10 protein-coding genes and 2 pseudogenes are annotated in these 15,520 nt (G+C 66.0%); 10 read left to right on the top strand and 2 right to left on the bottom strand.

Features of this window, described 5'->3' with window-relative positions; all coding sequences use genetic code 11:
* Positions 1 to 8 precede the first annotated feature (8 nt).
* A pseudogene (locus Ssi02_RS35865) lies at positions 9 to 771 on the bottom strand (transposase family protein).
* A 143-nt stretch (positions 772 to 914) separates the two neighbouring features.
* Positions 915 to 2,138: pseudogene (locus Ssi02_RS35860) on the bottom strand (IS110 family RNA-guided transposase).
* A 1,211-nt stretch (positions 2,139 to 3,349) separates the two neighbouring features.
* On the opposite strand from Ssi02_RS35860, the gene Ssi02_RS35855 reads away from it, so the two are divergent.
* The 10 genes from Ssi02_RS35855 to Ssi02_RS35810 all read left to right on the top strand — a co-directional run bounded on the left by Ssi02_RS35855 (position 3,350) and on the right by Ssi02_RS35810 (position 15,508).
* On the top strand, positions 3,350 to 3,934 hold the full coding sequence (locus tag Ssi02_RS35855; protein WP_373870254.1) for a MauE/DoxX family redox-associated membrane protein: 585 nt from the start codon (positions 3,350 to 3,352) through the stop codon (positions 3,932 to 3,934).
* Positions 3,931 to 4,542, top strand: coding sequence for a TlpA family protein disulfide reductase (locus Ssi02_RS35850; protein WP_204032487.1), 612 nt, complete (start codon positions 3,931 to 3,933; stop codon positions 4,540 to 4,542). Before Ssi02_RS35855 ends, Ssi02_RS35850 begins: the two co-directional genes overlap by 4 nt.
* A gap of 526 nt (positions 4,543 to 5,068) precedes the next feature.
* Complete coding sequence (locus tag Ssi02_RS35845) at positions 5,069 to 5,638, top strand: hypothetical protein (protein ID WP_204032485.1); 570 nt, start codon at positions 5,069 to 5,071, stop codon at positions 5,636 to 5,638.
* A 117-nt stretch (positions 5,639 to 5,755) separates the two neighbouring features.
* Positions 5,756 to 6,877: an SMP-30/gluconolactonase/LRE family protein gene (locus tag Ssi02_RS35840; protein WP_204032482.1), complete on the top strand. Its 1,122-nt coding sequence runs from the start codon at positions 5,756 to 5,758 to the stop codon at positions 6,875 to 6,877.
* Positions 6,878 to 7,136: 259 nt separating this feature from the next.
* Positions 7,137 to 8,600 (top strand): amidase, encoded by a 1,464-nt coding sequence (locus Ssi02_RS35835; RefSeq protein ID WP_204032479.1) that lies wholly within the window; start codon positions 7,137 to 7,139, stop codon positions 8,598 to 8,600.
* A complete protein-coding gene (locus tag Ssi02_RS35830; protein WP_204032477.1) occupies positions 8,600 to 9,826 on the top strand; it encodes an alpha/beta hydrolase family protein in 1,227 nt (408 codons plus the stop codon). The genes Ssi02_RS35835 and Ssi02_RS35830 overlap by 1 nt, the downstream gene beginning before the upstream one ends.
* 174 nt (positions 9,827 to 10,000) lie before the next feature.
* Positions 10,001 to 11,371: an MFS transporter gene (locus Ssi02_RS35825; protein WP_204032475.1), complete on the top strand. Its 1,371-nt coding sequence runs from the start codon at positions 10,001 to 10,003 to the stop codon at positions 11,369 to 11,371.
* Positions 11,372 to 11,389: 18 nt separating this feature from the next.
* A complete protein-coding gene (locus Ssi02_RS35820) occupies positions 11,390 to 12,139 on the top strand; it encodes an SDR family NAD(P)-dependent oxidoreductase (protein WP_204032472.1) in 750 nt (249 codons plus the stop codon).
* A 29-nt stretch (positions 12,140 to 12,168) separates the two neighbouring features.
* Entirely contained in the window at positions 12,169 to 13,422 is a 1,254-nt protein-coding gene (locus Ssi02_RS35815) for an aminotransferase class V-fold PLP-dependent enzyme (protein WP_204032470.1), read from the top strand.
* Positions 13,412 to 15,508, top strand: a complete 2,097-nt coding sequence (locus tag Ssi02_RS35810; protein WP_204032467.1) for a hydantoinase/oxoprolinase family protein — start codon at positions 13,412 to 13,414, stop codon at positions 15,506 to 15,508. The genes Ssi02_RS35815 and Ssi02_RS35810 overlap by 11 nt, the downstream gene beginning before the upstream one ends.
* Positions 15,509 to 15,520 lie beyond the last annotated feature (12 nt).

The following is a 15,520-nucleotide window of genomic DNA, read 5'->3' as shown; positions in this document are numbered from 1 at the left end:
AGCCTTTTTCATCCCGCTTCCCGCAACTGCAATACGAAGATGGCTTTGACCAGCTGACCTGCACGAAGAGGACAGCAGCGTAGTTTCCGCAGGATCCGCCAGCCTTTCAACTGCGCGTTCGCGCGCTCTCCAGGCCCGCGCAGCCTGGCGTGGGCCGAGTTCGCTGTCTTCTGCGCCTGCGGCTTGTTTCTGCCCCTGTACGGCACCAGCACCCGCTGACCTGCTCCGATGTACCCCTTGTCCGCCAGTGCGACCAGACCGGCGGCCTCCAGACGGCGCACAACTCCCCAGACCCGTGCCGCCTTCAGGTCGTGGACCGAGCCCGGCAGCGAGCCCGACGTCCACAGCGGCGTGCCGTCGGGAGCGGCGAGGACCTGGATGTTCACGCCGTGCCTGCGATGCTTCCCGGAGTAGTACGGCCGGTCTGCTGCCACCCGGTCGATCGGGATGAGGGTTCCGTCGAGTAGGAGGAAGGCGTGGCCCGCGCCTGGCCGCCCGGAGGGCGCGGTCCAGGGACGGCGAGCGTCCTGCGAGCAGGGCGACGGCTTCGTGGACATAGCGCCAGGCGGTGGCGGTTCCGATTCCGAATCCGGCTGCGACCTCGGCGAACGTCTCCCCTTTGCGTAGGTGGACCAGGACGAGCAGGGCCTGGCGGGCAGGGGTGAGCCTGCGCCAGGGCGAGCCGATCGCCGCCCGGTGGCGGCGGATCAGGCCGGCCAGGTAGGTCAGGGTCCGAGGTGACAACGGCAGCGCAGCACGATAGAAAAGCACACGAGCCTCTGGTGGCGATCGTTGATCTTGGTCGACAACCCTTCTACCAGAGGCTTCTTTGTTTCAGTGTGGTGAGAGCCGCTCCGCAACGCGCTCGTGACCCCCGTCAGCAGGATGAAAAAGACATCCCAGAAGATTAGAAGTCAAGCAGCGGACGATTCGATGGGGTGAGACCACGCCGTCGCCTCGTCGTAAAGGGTGCCGGTTTTGAGACAGCCGTGCAGGATCCCCACCAACCGGTTGGCAACCTGGCGCAAGGCCGCGTTGTAGCCGGAGCCCCGAGCGCGCTGCCTGTCGTAGTAGGCCCGCGCTCCGGGCGATACGCTGATCGCGCGGGACGCCTGGGTGATAAGGGCGTCGACGAGCCGATCGTTGTGCACGAACCGAGCGGACACAACCCTCTTCCTGCCCGAGGCCCTGGTGATCGGGCTGGTGCCGGCGTAGTTCCTGCGGGCCTTGACCGAGGCGTAGCGGGTGGGATCGTCACCGAACTTCGGCGAGTACCCGGGCGCCGAGGACCTGCCCAAGTCCCGGCTGGGAGAGGATGACCTCAGCCGCCGGGTGCCGACCAAAATAAGCCTCGACCTCCTTGCGTAGGACTCTGACCTGCTCGTTCAGAGTTATCAGGACAGCGGCGACAGCCCGTACGGACGCGGCGTACGCGGACGCGACAACCGCGGGCTGCCGAAGCTGCCCGGCCCGCAGGGCCTCCCGGATCCGAGCCGCTTTGACAGGGATGTCCCGCCGTCCGGCGCATTTGAGCGCGGCGCTGATCTGCGCGGTGGTCAGCCCAGCCGCAGAGTCCGGCTCCGGGGCCTTGGTGAGCAGTTCCAGAGCGTCGGGGGCGTCCAGGTCCTCGAACGCGGCCAGAGCGGCGGGGAAGTAGTCCCGCAGCGCGTGCCGCAGCCGCTGGGTATGCCGGGTCCTCTCCCAGATCAGGGTCTTGTGCATGCGGGCCACGACCTTGACGCCTCGACCTGCGGGCTGTCCCCGGCGACCGGCCGCAGCTGGTGGGCGTCGATGCGGACCATGTCGGCGAGCATGTGCGCGTCGGCCGCGTCGCTTTTCGCCCCTGACAGGGCCAGGCGCTCCCGGTAGCGGGCCGCCTGCAGCGGGTTGACGGCCATCACCGTGTATCCGGCGGCGACCAGGGCGGCCACCCAGGGGCCGCGGTCGGTCTCGATCCCTACGACCACCTCGGCGAGGTCGGCCCGGTCACCGAGGTGCTCGCCGATGACGGCGTGCAGCCGCGCCACGCCGGCCACGCCCTCGGGCAGCCGTGCCTTGGCCAGGCGGCGGCCGGTGGCGTCCATCAGCTCTATGTCGTGGTGCGTCTCAGCCCAGTCGTCTCCGACGAACAGTCGCAAGTGTGTCTCCTCTCCATCACTGGCGGTCGGCAGCCTGCGGGGGAGTGTCGGCGACCTAATGAAGGAGTGCTCACGCCTCGGCCGGGCGGGCACGACATCCCATCAGCGATCGACTCTCCCGGTCTACCGGCAAGGGCACGATCTTTTTCCAGAACTTGTGGTCCAGGCTCACGGAGTGCTCACTCACCGGTGGCTACCGGTATCGAGTGTGCCCGATGGCAGCTCGATAGCACTCATTAGGCTCACTGATGGGTCCGGTAGTTGATCGGTGGGCAATAGGGTCCGAAACAACATTCGGGTTGAAGGTTGCGCTATGTGAAAGTGCAATGACAGCCGGAAAGATTTGCAGAAAGAACCGGGTTGCCATCGCAAACGGTTGCCGGTGGCTGATGACCGTGAGTGATCTCATTGTGATCACCAGTAGGCGGCTCCGCTTTTTTTGGTCGGAAAAAAATGAAGATCCTCCTGCTCCTCTTGACAGCCGCTTTGGCGGCGGAAAAGACTCGGGTGACATGGGAGCGGGTGCGGCCCACGAATGGTGAGCGGCGAGCGCCGTATCGGCAGAAGCCGCCTTCCTCGATATAGCACGCTAGTGCGTTGATCTGGCTCATGGCCAGCCGTATGCGAGTGGAGTCGGTAATGCCGCTCACCGCTTGAGGCTGACCCCGTGGACATCCTGGCGTTTCACGCCGGCCCCAATTCCACGGAGGCGCGGCGCAACTTATCTGCGATCAGATTGAATGGAGGAGGAAATGTCTGCTTCCCCGATCGAGCGGATCCGGGTCTCCGCCCTTCCAGCGGGGTTCGAATTCCGTAAGGCCTTAACCGGCAAAACCAGTGCGGGCTTCAATGCGACCGTATCGCAGGTCACGCTGGTCCATACCCGGGGTGCCGGCGAGAGAGATTGGTCGTATCCCCTAAGTGTGCACATTGTGCAGGCTCCGCAGGCCGTTCTCCTCTGCACGGAAGCGCGATCCGGTGTTCCCGTCGATCTCGAGATCAGAGGCGTCAAGGCCACGTATCACGATGGACTGTGGAGTCTCCCGGATGGGGAGGCGGGGGCGAGCGCTCCAGTCTGGCGCACCGACCAGGCGCACTCCGTCACCGTGTGGACGGCGAGTCTGAGCTATGGGGTTCGCGGGCCGCGGGACGTGCCGGTTGAGAAGCTTCTCGAGGTGGCACGGTCGCTTCCGCTGAGCGTGTGAGTCCCCATGCGATGGGTGGTTTTTGCGCAGACGGCAGTGGGTGTCGTCCTCTTCGTGGCCGGGGTGTCGAAGGTGGTGTCGAAGCAGTCGGTGCTCCCGTTCCTGGTCGCTCTCACCGTGCCGCGAGGTGTGGCCGAGTTCGCCGCGAAGGCGGTGGCGCCGCTGGAGATCGCCTGCGGGGTGCTCCTGCTCGCGGGATTGGGTTCCACGCCGGCCTATCTGGCGGCGGCACTTTGCACGGCCTTCGCCGTCCTGCTGCTGTTGGCTTATCGATTCGGTGTCACCGAGAGTTGTAGCTGCTTCGGATCTCTCGACCGATCGGAATTCGGCATCGTCGTCGTGTTCCGCGGTGTCGCATTGGCGGTGGCGGCCCTGTGGAGTGCTGCTCTCGTCACACGGGCCGGGCCAGCGGAAAGCTCTCTGGCGTGGGATCGGGCGACAGCGGAGGCTGTGACCGTGGGAGCAGCAGCAGCCGGTGTGTACGTGCTCGGGTTCATGCTCCTGGCAGAGGTTGTGCAATTCGAGGGACATCGGCGGCGCCTTCGACATCAGCATGCCGCGAAGGCCGAAACAGGAGGAGAACACCTATGAGTACAGCGTTCGGTGTGAGCTACGTCCTCCTGTGGGTATTGGTCGTGGTGCTGGCGGTAGCCCTCTTTGGCCTTTATCACCACTTCGGGCAGCTATATCTCGTTCATCCGAAGCACCGCGCTGCCCAAGGTCCCCCCGACAACGATTGGCTGCGACCTCTAGAAGTCAACGACCTTCATGGGCGCCAGGTCGTGCTTCCTCTCCCCACTTCGATGGTCGTGCTGTTCATGGCCACTGACTGCAGTATTTGCTCGGGATTGCGGGGTGAACTCAATCGTGTCGCCGACGACCGTGTGGATCTGTCCCTTGTCGTGATCTGCGCCGGCAGCGATCGGATGGTGCGGTCTTGGGCCGACGGGCTCACCCACGAGATCACCGTTATCGCAGACACCAAGAAGAGAATCGCTGCCGACTACAACATCGATCTTCTGCCGTTCTACGTCGCTGTGGGAGCAGATGGGGTCATTCGTGGAAAGGGGCTGGTCAGCTCCCCTGAAGGGCTCATCACAGCGTGTGACGAAGCGGTAAGGCGTCCAGTCGAGGCAGCCCCGCAGCCACCGGAGACCCTCAAGTTGGAGCCAGTAGAGAGCAAAGGAGGCAGTAAGTAGTGAAGAGGATTCTAGTCAAAAGCGCACGCGCGATCACGCGGCGGAGGGCGCTGCACGGGGGGGCCGCAGCGGTGTTCGGCACCTTCGCGGCGGCGACCGTCGGCAAGTCGGCATCCGCAGTCGCCGTGGCAAGCTGTACGGCCCCGTTCGGTGGTGGCCGATGCCCGAATTGTTCGGGCTCCAGATGCTATAGCGGGGGCGGGTTCTCGTGTAACCCCGTGACCGGCTACTGCCCTACCGGCACGGCGTGCTGGTCGAAGGGCGGCAGAACCTGCTGTGATTGCCTTTGCATTTACAGTGGTGCCACCGCCATCTACTGCTATTGCTACGGCTGATCCGGCAGATGCGCAGAACAACAATTATGCCGGCGCCGTCCGTGGCACTGACGGCGCCGGCGGTCGGCGGTGGCCTCGCGCTGCTCGTCACTCCCCATTCTGGCGAGATTGAGGTTGCCCTCCTCGCGCTCCTCGCTCTCGTGAGCGGTGTCCAGGGATTGCGGACCGATTGAGGGAACAACGCGGTCTTTGTGATCGCTTCGCCCCCCGGGTGGGGGCCTTGGAACCGTAAAACCTGGCTGACCGGCATCCTCGCCCATGTGGCGGGTCTGCCGGTGGGAGCCGTCGGATCGGCGTTGATCTGGCACGGCATCGGAAATCTGATCGGGCATATACCACCGGTTTGGCTTGGGGTCATCAGCCTCGCCCTGGCGGCTGTAGTTTCCGGCTTGCTTCCCATCGCTTTGGACGGCAGCTCATGGCGCGTGCCCAGATCCTGGGGAGCCTGGGAGCACGGCCCCTACGCGGGCGTGTTCGGAGTGGCACTCGGGACGGGCTTCGTGACGGCTCTCGCCTCACCCGCGCTCTATCTTGTCATGGCATGGGGAATAGCGTCTCCCGAATGGTCGGCGACATGGCCCGTGTTTCTGGCCTTCGCCGTCGGAAGGGCGATTCCCTTTATCTTTATCACGGTCGCGGCTGCACGTAGAAAGGAGGATCCCGCGGATCCGCTGGAACGGGCCTCGCCGTATATCCAGAAATTAGCTTTCGTGGAGGCTATGCTGTTGGCCGGACTGAGCATCGTGTTCCTGCTCGGCTGACCTCATGCTGTTTTCGCACCGTCCTGCCGTATCTTGCCGACAAGAGGAGAGGTGCTTCCGTTGACACGGGGAGTGTTCGGTGGAGGCGCAAGGCGGGCGCGGTCCGGGGTCTTGGCCATGGTGCTCCTGGTTTCGGCGGCGTGTTCCGGGGAGGCGGCGCCGAAACCGGTTTTGCCGCCTCCCAAGGCTGTTGTGTACACGCTGCTGGTCAGCAATGAACTGCTGGCCGTCGACGTGGACCGGGGAGTGGTCATACGGCGGAGAATGGCGGAATACGACGGTGAGGCGTATCCGGCGTATGCGATCACGGCTTCGCCGGATCGAAAGACCTTGCATGTCCTTACGCAAAGAGAATGGTTTCCTCAAGAGGCCGGGAAACGTGAGCGCCAGAGCATCGTGCTGGTCGATCCCACGTCGTTGGAAGTGCGTAAGCGCATACTCCTTGACGGTGCCTGGACAAACGTGGTGATGGTGGCGGGCAGGCGCACGGGTCGGCTTCATGTGTTTGGCATGGCGAAGGAGCGGGGTGGGTGGGCGCCGACTTTGACCGTCGTCGACCCGGTCGAGGGCTCCGTGGTGAGCAGGGTGAAGTTGCGGGCGGCCCACGGGAAGACGTGGCTTCCCTTCGCCGCCGATCTCAGCGACGATGAGCGGCGGGTCACCTTGAGCTACCACGGGGAGGACACCACCGGGTCAGAGGTCTACCGGATCGGCGGCGATGGCAGGGGCGAACGGCTGGCCGCCAGTGATCGGTTGACGGGCTGCACGGGCGCAGCGGGCGAAGGACGCTGTGTCGACCTGCATGGTGGGGTGTCCACGCACAAGGGCCGGCTCTATGCGACCACCGGCGGGCCGGAGGTCATGGAGATCGACGTGGACGGCCGCCTTTTGCGCAGGCTCGCTCTCCCCTCACTTCAGGGCAACCATGTCATGGAGATGGTCTTGAACAGGGAGGCGGGTCGGCTCTATGTGCTCGGAAGCTGCCTGTACTCCGGCGGGCTGGCCGTGCTTGATCTCGCCGACGGTCGGAGCAGAGAGGTGGCGCCGCGCAAACGCGGGACGGGCACGGCGGGGCCCGATCTGGTGTGCGGTGAGCGCGGTGAGCTGTATTCCGATGCTTTGATCACCATGCTGAAGCCCGCCGACGAAGTGGTGTTCGTGGACACGGTCACCGGGAAGATCCACAAGCGGGTACACGTGGACCGTCGTCCTGTGTCGTTGCTCGTGCTTCCGCTCTAGAGCCCGGCCAAGGCGGTTCGCAACCACGCCGCGATAGGTGCATGCCTTCGTGAGGCGAGGACGGTACGGCGAAGCCGAGACGTGTGCCCTTGAGCTGCTCGGATCCCCTCTCGTCCCAGGTCACCGCAGGGATCCGCTCCGCCCGCAGATTGGTATGAGCTGTCCAAATTTGCCCATTGCGGATCCCGGGAAAGTGGCTACACTCCGAATATGGTTAAAGGACTTAACGACCTTGTGCGGCGGCAGCCGTACGGGTGCCATGAGTGACCTCGGGGACCTGGCTGAGCTGGACGGACTCGGCCAGGCCGCTCTGGTCAAGGCGGGCGAGGTGACGCCGACCGAGTTGCTCGACGCCGCTATCCAGCGCATCGAACGGGCCAACCCGGACGTCAATGCGGTTGTCACGACGATGTACGACCAGGCTCATCGGGTGGCGGCGGGATCACTGCCCGACGGGCCGTTCACCGGGGTTCCCTTCCTGCTCAAGGACGGTGGCGGGGTCGGTTACGCGGGGGTGCGGATGACCTCCGGGAGCCGTTTTCTCGCGAACTACGTGCCGGCGCAGGATGGGGAGCTCACTCGGCGCTATAAGGCCGCGGGCCTGGTGGTGTGTGGGAAGAGCAATCTGCCGGAGTTCGGATTGCAGCCGACCACCGAGCCGGAGCTCTTCGGGCCTACGCGGAATCCGTGGGATCTCGCGCTTTCGGCCGGCGGGTCCAGTGGCGGGGCCGCGGCGGCGGTGGCGGCGCGAATGGTGCCCATGGCCAACGCGAGTGACAGTGGGGGCTCCATTCGGGTTCCCGCCTCCTGCTGCGGTGTGTTCGGAATGAAGCCGACTCGGCTGAGAATCGTGTCGGCCAGGCGGCGGGCCGGGGTTTCCATGCGCATCGCGGTGCTCAGTGAGCATGCGGTCACGATGAGTGTGCGCGACAACGCGGCGCTGCTCGATGCCACTGCGGGGCCGCTGCCGGGGGATCCCTTTATCGCGCCTCCGCCGAAGCGGTCCTATTTGGAGGAGACGGCTACCGATCCGGGGCGGCTGCGGATCGTGTTCAGCCGGCAGTCGCCCGTCGGGCTGCCGTTGCATCCGGACAGTGTGGCGGCGGTCGAGGACGCGGCGCGGTTGTGTGAGGAACTCGGTCACCAGGTCGAGGAGGGCACTCCCAAGCTTGACGCCGCGTTGTTCGCCAAGGCGTTCACGACGGTTTCTTCGGGTGGGCTCGCCTGGGAGATCGAGCATCTTGAGCGGGTGACGGGGAAGAAGGCGCGGCCTGAGGATTTCGAGGCCGCCACCTGGGCCATGATCGAGGGCGGCAGGGCTTCCACCACGACGTTGCACGCCTATATGGAGGCGCTGGCCGATCTGCAGACCTTCTGCGATGATCTCGCCGCCTTCCAGGCGCCCTACGACGTGTGGCTGACGCCGACGGTGGCCGGGCCTCCGCCGCCTCATGGAACGTTCGCGGCGCAGCCGGGGGATCCGGCGGCGGGCATGCGCGCTTCCGGGGCCTATCTCCAGTTCACCGCATTGATCAATGTCACGGGACAGCCGGCGATGTCCGTGCCGCTGTATTGGAATGCCGCCGGGCTGCCGATCGGAGCGCATTTCGTCGGGCCCTACGGGGACGAGGGACTGCTCTACCGGCTGGCCGCCCAGTTGGAGGCGGCGCGGCCCTGGGCCAACCGTGTTCCACCAGTTGTTTCACAGAGAGGGACTTTCTGATGACATCTCCCAACCCGCTTTTCCCTGGCGCGCACTGGACCTCGTTGAGACTCATCGGGGACGACGTGATGGACGACCAGTTGAAGCACCAGATCAGCATGGGGCACTACGGGATGTCCGACCTCGGGGAGTGCCTGGAGGTCGCCCGGCAGATCGTCGTCGACGACGAGGAAAGCTGGATGCGGGCCTGGAGCGACATGGCGCGCAGGATTCAGGACAGGGCCGAGGCGGCCGAGAAGAAGGGGCGTACGGTCTCCGCGGGCGACGCCTACCTTCGTGCGGCTACCTATTGGCGGGCGTCGCTGCTGCATTTCAGTTTCCCCGACGACCCCCGGATCAAGGACAACGCGCTCACGAGCTACCAGTGCTACGACCGTTATCTGGAGCTCGCGGACTATCCCGGGGAGTATCTGAAGATTCCCTACGAGGACAGTTTCCTGCCGTCCTATCTCTATCGCAGCCCGCTCGCGAAGGGGCGCCCCGCGCCGCTGCTCATCTTCTTCCAGGGGCGTGACGCCTGGCCGGAGGACACCCGGTGGGTTTACGACGGGGCGATCAGGCGGGGCTATCACTGCCTGTCGGTGCAGTGCCCGGGACAGGGGCTCGCGCTCCGGGTCAACAATCTGCCGTTCCGCTTCGACTGGGAGAACGTCGTCACGCCCATCGTCGACGTCGCGGTCACCCTCGACGGGGTCGACACCGACCGGATCGGGCTCATGGGATTGAGCTTCGGCGGTTATCTCGCCCCCCGGGCCGCCGCCTTTGAGAAGCGGCTCAAGGTGTGCATCGCGAATCCGGGGGTGCTCCAGTGGGGGGCCTCCATCAAGTCGAATCTGCCGGAGGTGCTCGGGCACGCGCTTGAGGAGGGGCCGGAGGCGTTCAACGCGGCCGCGGAGATGGTGGCGGCGCATTCACCGGTGGCCAAGTGGTTCATGCGTGATTCGTCGTGGAAGCACGGGGTGTCGACGCCGTACGAGCTGTTCCAGCAGTTCGACGCGTGCGACCTCACGGATGTGGCGGGCGAGATCGAGTGCGAGACGCTCGTGATCGACGGCACCGAGGAGCGTTTCTCCGCCGGGGAGGCGCGGCGACTGTATGACGCGTTGACCTGCCCCAAGGACTTCCTCGAATTCGACGAGGAGTCGACCGCGCAACTGCACTGCCAGACCGGCGCTCACGCCACCGCCGCGGAGTTCACCTTCGACTGGCTGGACGACCGGCTCTAGGCGCCGTCTCCCCAAAGCCCCTCTCCGAACACGTCTCCGACAGCACCCTCCCACGCCATTGTCCCTCGGCCCCAGAGGACGCCCATGTGTGCCCACGTCCAGCGGAACGTTCCATTTCTCTTCTCTCCCTTCGAAAATCGATCCACCCCTTTCGGGAACAGGTAGGGCGGCGTCATGGAGAACGCTGAGTTAGTCGCCGCAGACCCCCACAACCCCCAGATGCGGCTCCGGGACACGTTGCGACACGGCGGCTGGGCCATCTGCGCGCTGGCTGTGCCGCTGGTCGCGATGGAGCAGCTGGCGCGGGAGGCGACGACCACCCTCGCCCCCGACATCCAGCAGCATTTCGGCATCTCGGATGCCACGTTGATCGCGATCGCCGGCTTCACCGGTGTCGCGCTCACCCTTGGCGGGTTGCCGATGGCCTGGCTGGCCGATCGGGTGCGTCGCAAATATCTGGTGGTGGGTTCCGCTGGACTGGGCACATTGTCGCTGGTCTGGGCGGGGCTCGCCCAGGAGACCTGGCATTTGTTCGTCGCCTATGCGTTGACCGGCATCGCAGCGGCTTACTCCAATCCCGTCTTCGGATCCCTAATCTCCGATGCCTATCCGGTCCAGGGGCGTGGGCGGATCTTCTCGCTGCACGCCATGGCGACGCCGCTCGGGCAGCTGGTCGGACCGGCGCTGGCCGGGGCGGCAGCCGGGCTCGCCGGGGGACCGGAGGGCTGGCGGTGGGCCTACCTTGGGCTGGCGGTGCCGTACGCGCTGCTGGCAGTGGCGGCGGCGGTGTTCCTGAAGGAACCGGCGCGAGGGCAGTCCGACCAGATGTCGCTTTTCGGCACCACCCGCGAGGGTGAGGTGGGGCGGCCCTCCGGGGTGTTCGCGGCATTCCGCCAGATGCTGAAGGTCAAGAGCTTCCTGTTCCTGTGCCTTGGCATTGGAGTGCTGGGCCTCGCGCTCTATGCGGTTCCTGTGCAGGTCTCCCTGCTGTTGGGAGACGAGTACGGTTTCGACGCCGTGACCCGGGGCCTGGTCTTCTCTCTGACCCAGGTGCCGGTCATCGCGGCAATGATCATCGGTGGGCGGCAGTTCGACCACGACTACCGGCGCAATCCCGCACGCACGATGCATGTCGTCGGATTCGCCATCGTGTCCTTCGGTGTACTCATGATCGCAGGTGTGTGGATGCAGCCGGTGTGGCTGCTCCTCGGGCTCTACGTGCTCGCCATGATGTGCAACGGCATCGCGCTCGTCGCGGTGAATCCGCTGGTCGCGTCGGTGACGCCCTATCGGCTGCGGGCGCAGGCGTTCGCGATCCTGCCGGTGTTCACCTTCCTCATGGGAGGGTTCTTCGGCTCGATCTTCGCCGGCTTCATCTCCGACTCCTACGGTCCGCGGGCCGCGCTCACCATCGCGGTGGCCGTCTCGGCCTTTGTCGCCGGATATCTCGTACTGCACGGCGGTCGGTACCTCAAGCAGGACGTCGCGGCGGCAGTCGAAGAACTCGTCAAGGACCAGGCGGCCGACGCGCTGCCGCAGAAGTAGTTCAAGAAAGGACTTTTGATGTCACCGTTCGACCTGCAGGGCAAGGTCGCGATCGTCACGGGTGCGAGCTCCGGCATAGGTGCGGAAGCCGCCCGTGGCCTCGGGGAGGCCGGCTGTGCCGTACTTCTCGTGGGACGCTCGGAAAACCGGCTCGCCGAGGTGGCGGACGCGGTGAAGCGGACGGGCGCGGCGGCGGCGTACGTCAGCGCGGACGTCCGGGACGACGAGGCGCCGGATCGGATCGTCGCGGCCGCGCTGGCGGAGTTCGGACGGATCGATGTGCTTGTGCACTCGGCCGGGATCTATGCGCAGGCGTCGCTGGAAGAGACCACCGACGAGCTGTTCGACGGGCAGTGGGTGACGAACGTGCGGGCGCCCTACCGGCTGACCCGGGCGGTTCGTCCGCACCTGACGGCCGGTAGCTCGATCATCTTCGTGTCCTCGATGTCAGGGCATGTCGGCTCGCCCAATGACTCGGCGTATTGCGCGTCGAAGGGCGCCATCGAGCTGATCGTCAAGGCGCTGGCCACCGAGCTCGCGCCCGCCGGGATCAGGGTCAACGCCATCGCACCCGGCAACGTGCACACGCCCATCAACAAAGAGCTGATCACGCCGGAGGTCGAGAAGGAGATCGTGGCCATGACCCCGGCCGGGCGGGTGGGGCTGGTGCGAGACATCAGCCCCGCCGTGGTCTATCTGGCCTCGGACGCCTCGGCTTACGTCATCGGCGCGAGTCTGCCCATCGACGGCGGATTCATCGCTCAGTAGTGAATTCAGTAGTGGACGAGGAGATTCTCATGGATAAGTTCCCCAGCGGCGTGGAACCTGAGGCGTTCGCGCGCGAGTTGGATCGGCTGGAGCTCGTCTCGCGACTTGCCGAGACCTCACGGAATCTTTTCGACGAAGGCCCGCACCTCATCTCGACTGCCGAACTTCCCTGGGGCGACACCGTACGCGAGCTGGCCATCGAGGTCACCCGCCGGTTCATTCACGGTGAAACCTGGATCACCGGCGGCGGGGCGCGGGAGATGGAGGCGGAGATCGTCCAGTGGATGGGCGGTCTGCTCGGTGCGCCGGAACCCGCCGGTTTCCTCACCTCCGGAGGCTCGGAGTCCAACATGTGCGCCATCCTCACCGCCAAGCGGCGGGCGGGGCGGCGTGGCGGGAGTGTCGTGTTTCCCGACAACGGGCACTATTCGCTCTACAAGTTGTGCCACATGTTTGATCTCGACCCGATCGCCGTGCCGGCGCCTGCCGGGCAGCTGCACCTGGTGGACCCCGAGGCCATCGAGGCCGCGATACGGCCGGACACGATCGCGATCATCGCCACCGCCGGGACCTGGGCATATGGGAGCATCGACCCAATCGAGGCCATGGGGGAGATCGCCCTGCGGCACGGGCTTTACCTCCATGTCGACGGGGCGTTCGGAGGGTATATCCTGCCCTTCCTTGAGCGTTCCGGCTATGACAGGAACATCGCGCCGTGGGACTTCCGGGTGCCCGGGGTCTGCTCCATCAGTGCAGACCTGCACAAGAACGGCATGGCCCCGCCACCCGCCGGGTCGTTGTACTTCCGGGACGCATCACTGCTCGCCCTGGCTAAAGAGATATGTCCCCCCAACGGCACCATGACCGGCACCCGGGGCACCGGCCCCATCGCGGGCGCGTGGACGATGGTCAAGCTGCTGGGCGAGGCCGGATACACCGCAGTGTCGCTCAAGTCGATGGCCATGCGGGACGAGATCGTGCGTGGCGTCGGGGAGATCGACGGCGTCGACGTCTATCCGGGATCGCAGATCAACATGTCGTTGATCTACTCCGACACACTCGACCTGCGCCCGGTCGCGGAGGAATTGCGGGGGAGGGGCTGGATGTTCGCGGCCCGCGCGATCCCAGCGCCGGTGGGCGTCGTCGTGGTGCCCATGCCCCACAACGACGGGCAGATCCCCGCGTTCCTCGACGACCTCCGGGAAGCCGTCAAATCCGCCCCGGCCCTGCCGGACAGTACGGCGGAAGCCGACTTGGAGAAGGTGTCCAGCTATGGCTTCTGAACGGGCGACCGCCATGCGGTTGTCGGTCGACATCGGCGGCACGTTCACCGACCTGGTGGTGGAGCGGGACCTGGAGTTGCGGCTGTTCAAGTCGCCCACGGTGCCCGGCGATCCGGTGCAGGGCATCCTGAATGTGCTGACCATGGCAGCCGAGGCCCATGCCGCACCGCTTGAGGGGTTTCTGCGGGGCGTCGACACCTTCGTGCATGCGACGACGCGCGGCCTCAACGCGGTTCTCACCGGAAACACCGCCAAGACCGCGTTTCTCACCACGGCCGGCCATCCGGACGTTCTGCTGCTGCGGGAAGGAGGACGGCGGCAGCCGTTCGACTTCACCGTTCCTTACCCCGAGCCCTATGTGCCGCGTTCGCTGACGTTCGAGGTGGATGGACGCATCACTTCGACCGGGGAGGTTCTCCACCCCCTCGACCTGGCCGCCCTGGAACGCACCTGCGATCGGCTTCTGGACAAGCAGGTGGAGGCTGTGGCCGTCTGCCTGCTCTGGGCGACGGTCAATCCGGAGCACGAGCTCGCGGTCGGGGAGGTGCTGCGGCGGAGGCTGCCGGACGTGCCCTACACGTTGTCGCACGCGCTCAACCCGTCGTTGCGGGAGTACAGGCGCGCGTCCTCGACCGCCATCGACGCGTCGCTCAAGCCGCTCATGAGCGAATACATCCACTCACTCACCTCGCGGCTGCGCGAAGCCGGACTCGGCGGACGCATCCTGATGGTCACCTCGATGGGCGGGGTCGTCGACGTGCACGACGCGTCGGCCGCGCCGATCCTCACCATCAACTCCGGCCCCTCGATGGCCCCCGTCGCAGGCCGCGCGTACGGCACAGCCGACCTTGGCGCGGAGACGGTGATCGTGGCCGACGCGGGTGGCACGACCTACGACGTCACATTGGTGCGGCATGGGGAGATTCCCACGACTCGCACGGCGTGGATCGGTCCCGAGGGTCTTGGGCACATGACCGGGTTGCCGTCGATCGATGTGAAGAGTGTGGGTGCGGGGGGCGGCAGCATCGCCTGGGTTGACGCGGGGGGATTGCTCCACGTCGGTCCGCAGAGTGCAGGTTCGGTGCCCGGACCGGCCTGTTACGGTCGCGGTGGTGTGCGGGCCACCGTCACCGACGCGGCTCTTGTCCTGGGTTATCTGGACCCGGCGGCATTCTCCAGCGGGTCGATGACGCTCGACCCGGAAGCCGCACTCGCAGCGGTGACCCGGGATGTGGCCGGGCCATTGGGGCTTTCGGCGATCGACGCGGCTTATGCCGTACTCGAACTCACCACCGAGCAGATGGTGCACGCCATCGAGGAGATCACACTCCAGCAGGGCATCGACCCCGCGCGGGCCGTGCTCGTCGGCGGGGGAGGGGCGGCCGGGCTCAACGCGGCGGCGGTGGCCGGGCGGCTGGGCAGCCGTCGGCTCATCGTGCCGGCGGTGGGTGCGGCTCTTGCTGCGGCAGGGGCGCTTATGTCGGATCTCACCGCTGTCTATTCGGCGACCGTGCCCGCATTGACCAGCGCTTTCGACATCGACGGGGTCAATGCCGCCTTGAGTGGACTTGTCGCACGGTGCGGGGAGTTCGCCGAACATGTGGGAGCGACGTGGGATGACGCGCTCGTCACCCTGTTCGCCGAGGCGCGGTATCCGCAGCAGATCTGGGAACTGGAAGTGCCGCTGCGGGTGGAACGTTTCGCCTCCGCGGCCGATGTGGCGGCTTTCAGCGACGACTTCCATGCGACACATCAGCAGGTTCTGGGCATCACCGATGCCGCTTCGCCGGTCGAGATCGTCGGGTGGGGTGCCCGGGTCAGGGTCCCGCTCCGCGCGGCGGCGGACGCGCTCACTGCCCGGGTCACCGGAGATGCGGCGGTTTCGGTGCGGCAGGCATATGTGCACGGCGTGGGCATGACGGACGTGCCGGTCCGGCCGCTTGGCACCATCGCGCCCGGGGAGATGTTGCAGGGGCCGATGCTGATCGAGTCGCCCTTCACGACGGTGGTCGTCGCCGACAAGAGCACGGGGACGGTCAGCGACTCCGGCTCGCTGATCATCCAACCGAGGAGCATCCATGTCTAGTGGCGTTCGTGA

Source organism: Sinosporangium siamense, from assembly GCF_016863435.1.
Classification (GTDB): domain Bacteria; phylum Actinomycetota; class Actinomycetes; order Streptosporangiales; family Streptosporangiaceae; genus Sinosporangium; species Sinosporangium siamense.
Note: the sequence above shows the minus strand (reverse complement) of the source record. Positions and strands in the feature narration are given on the sequence as shown.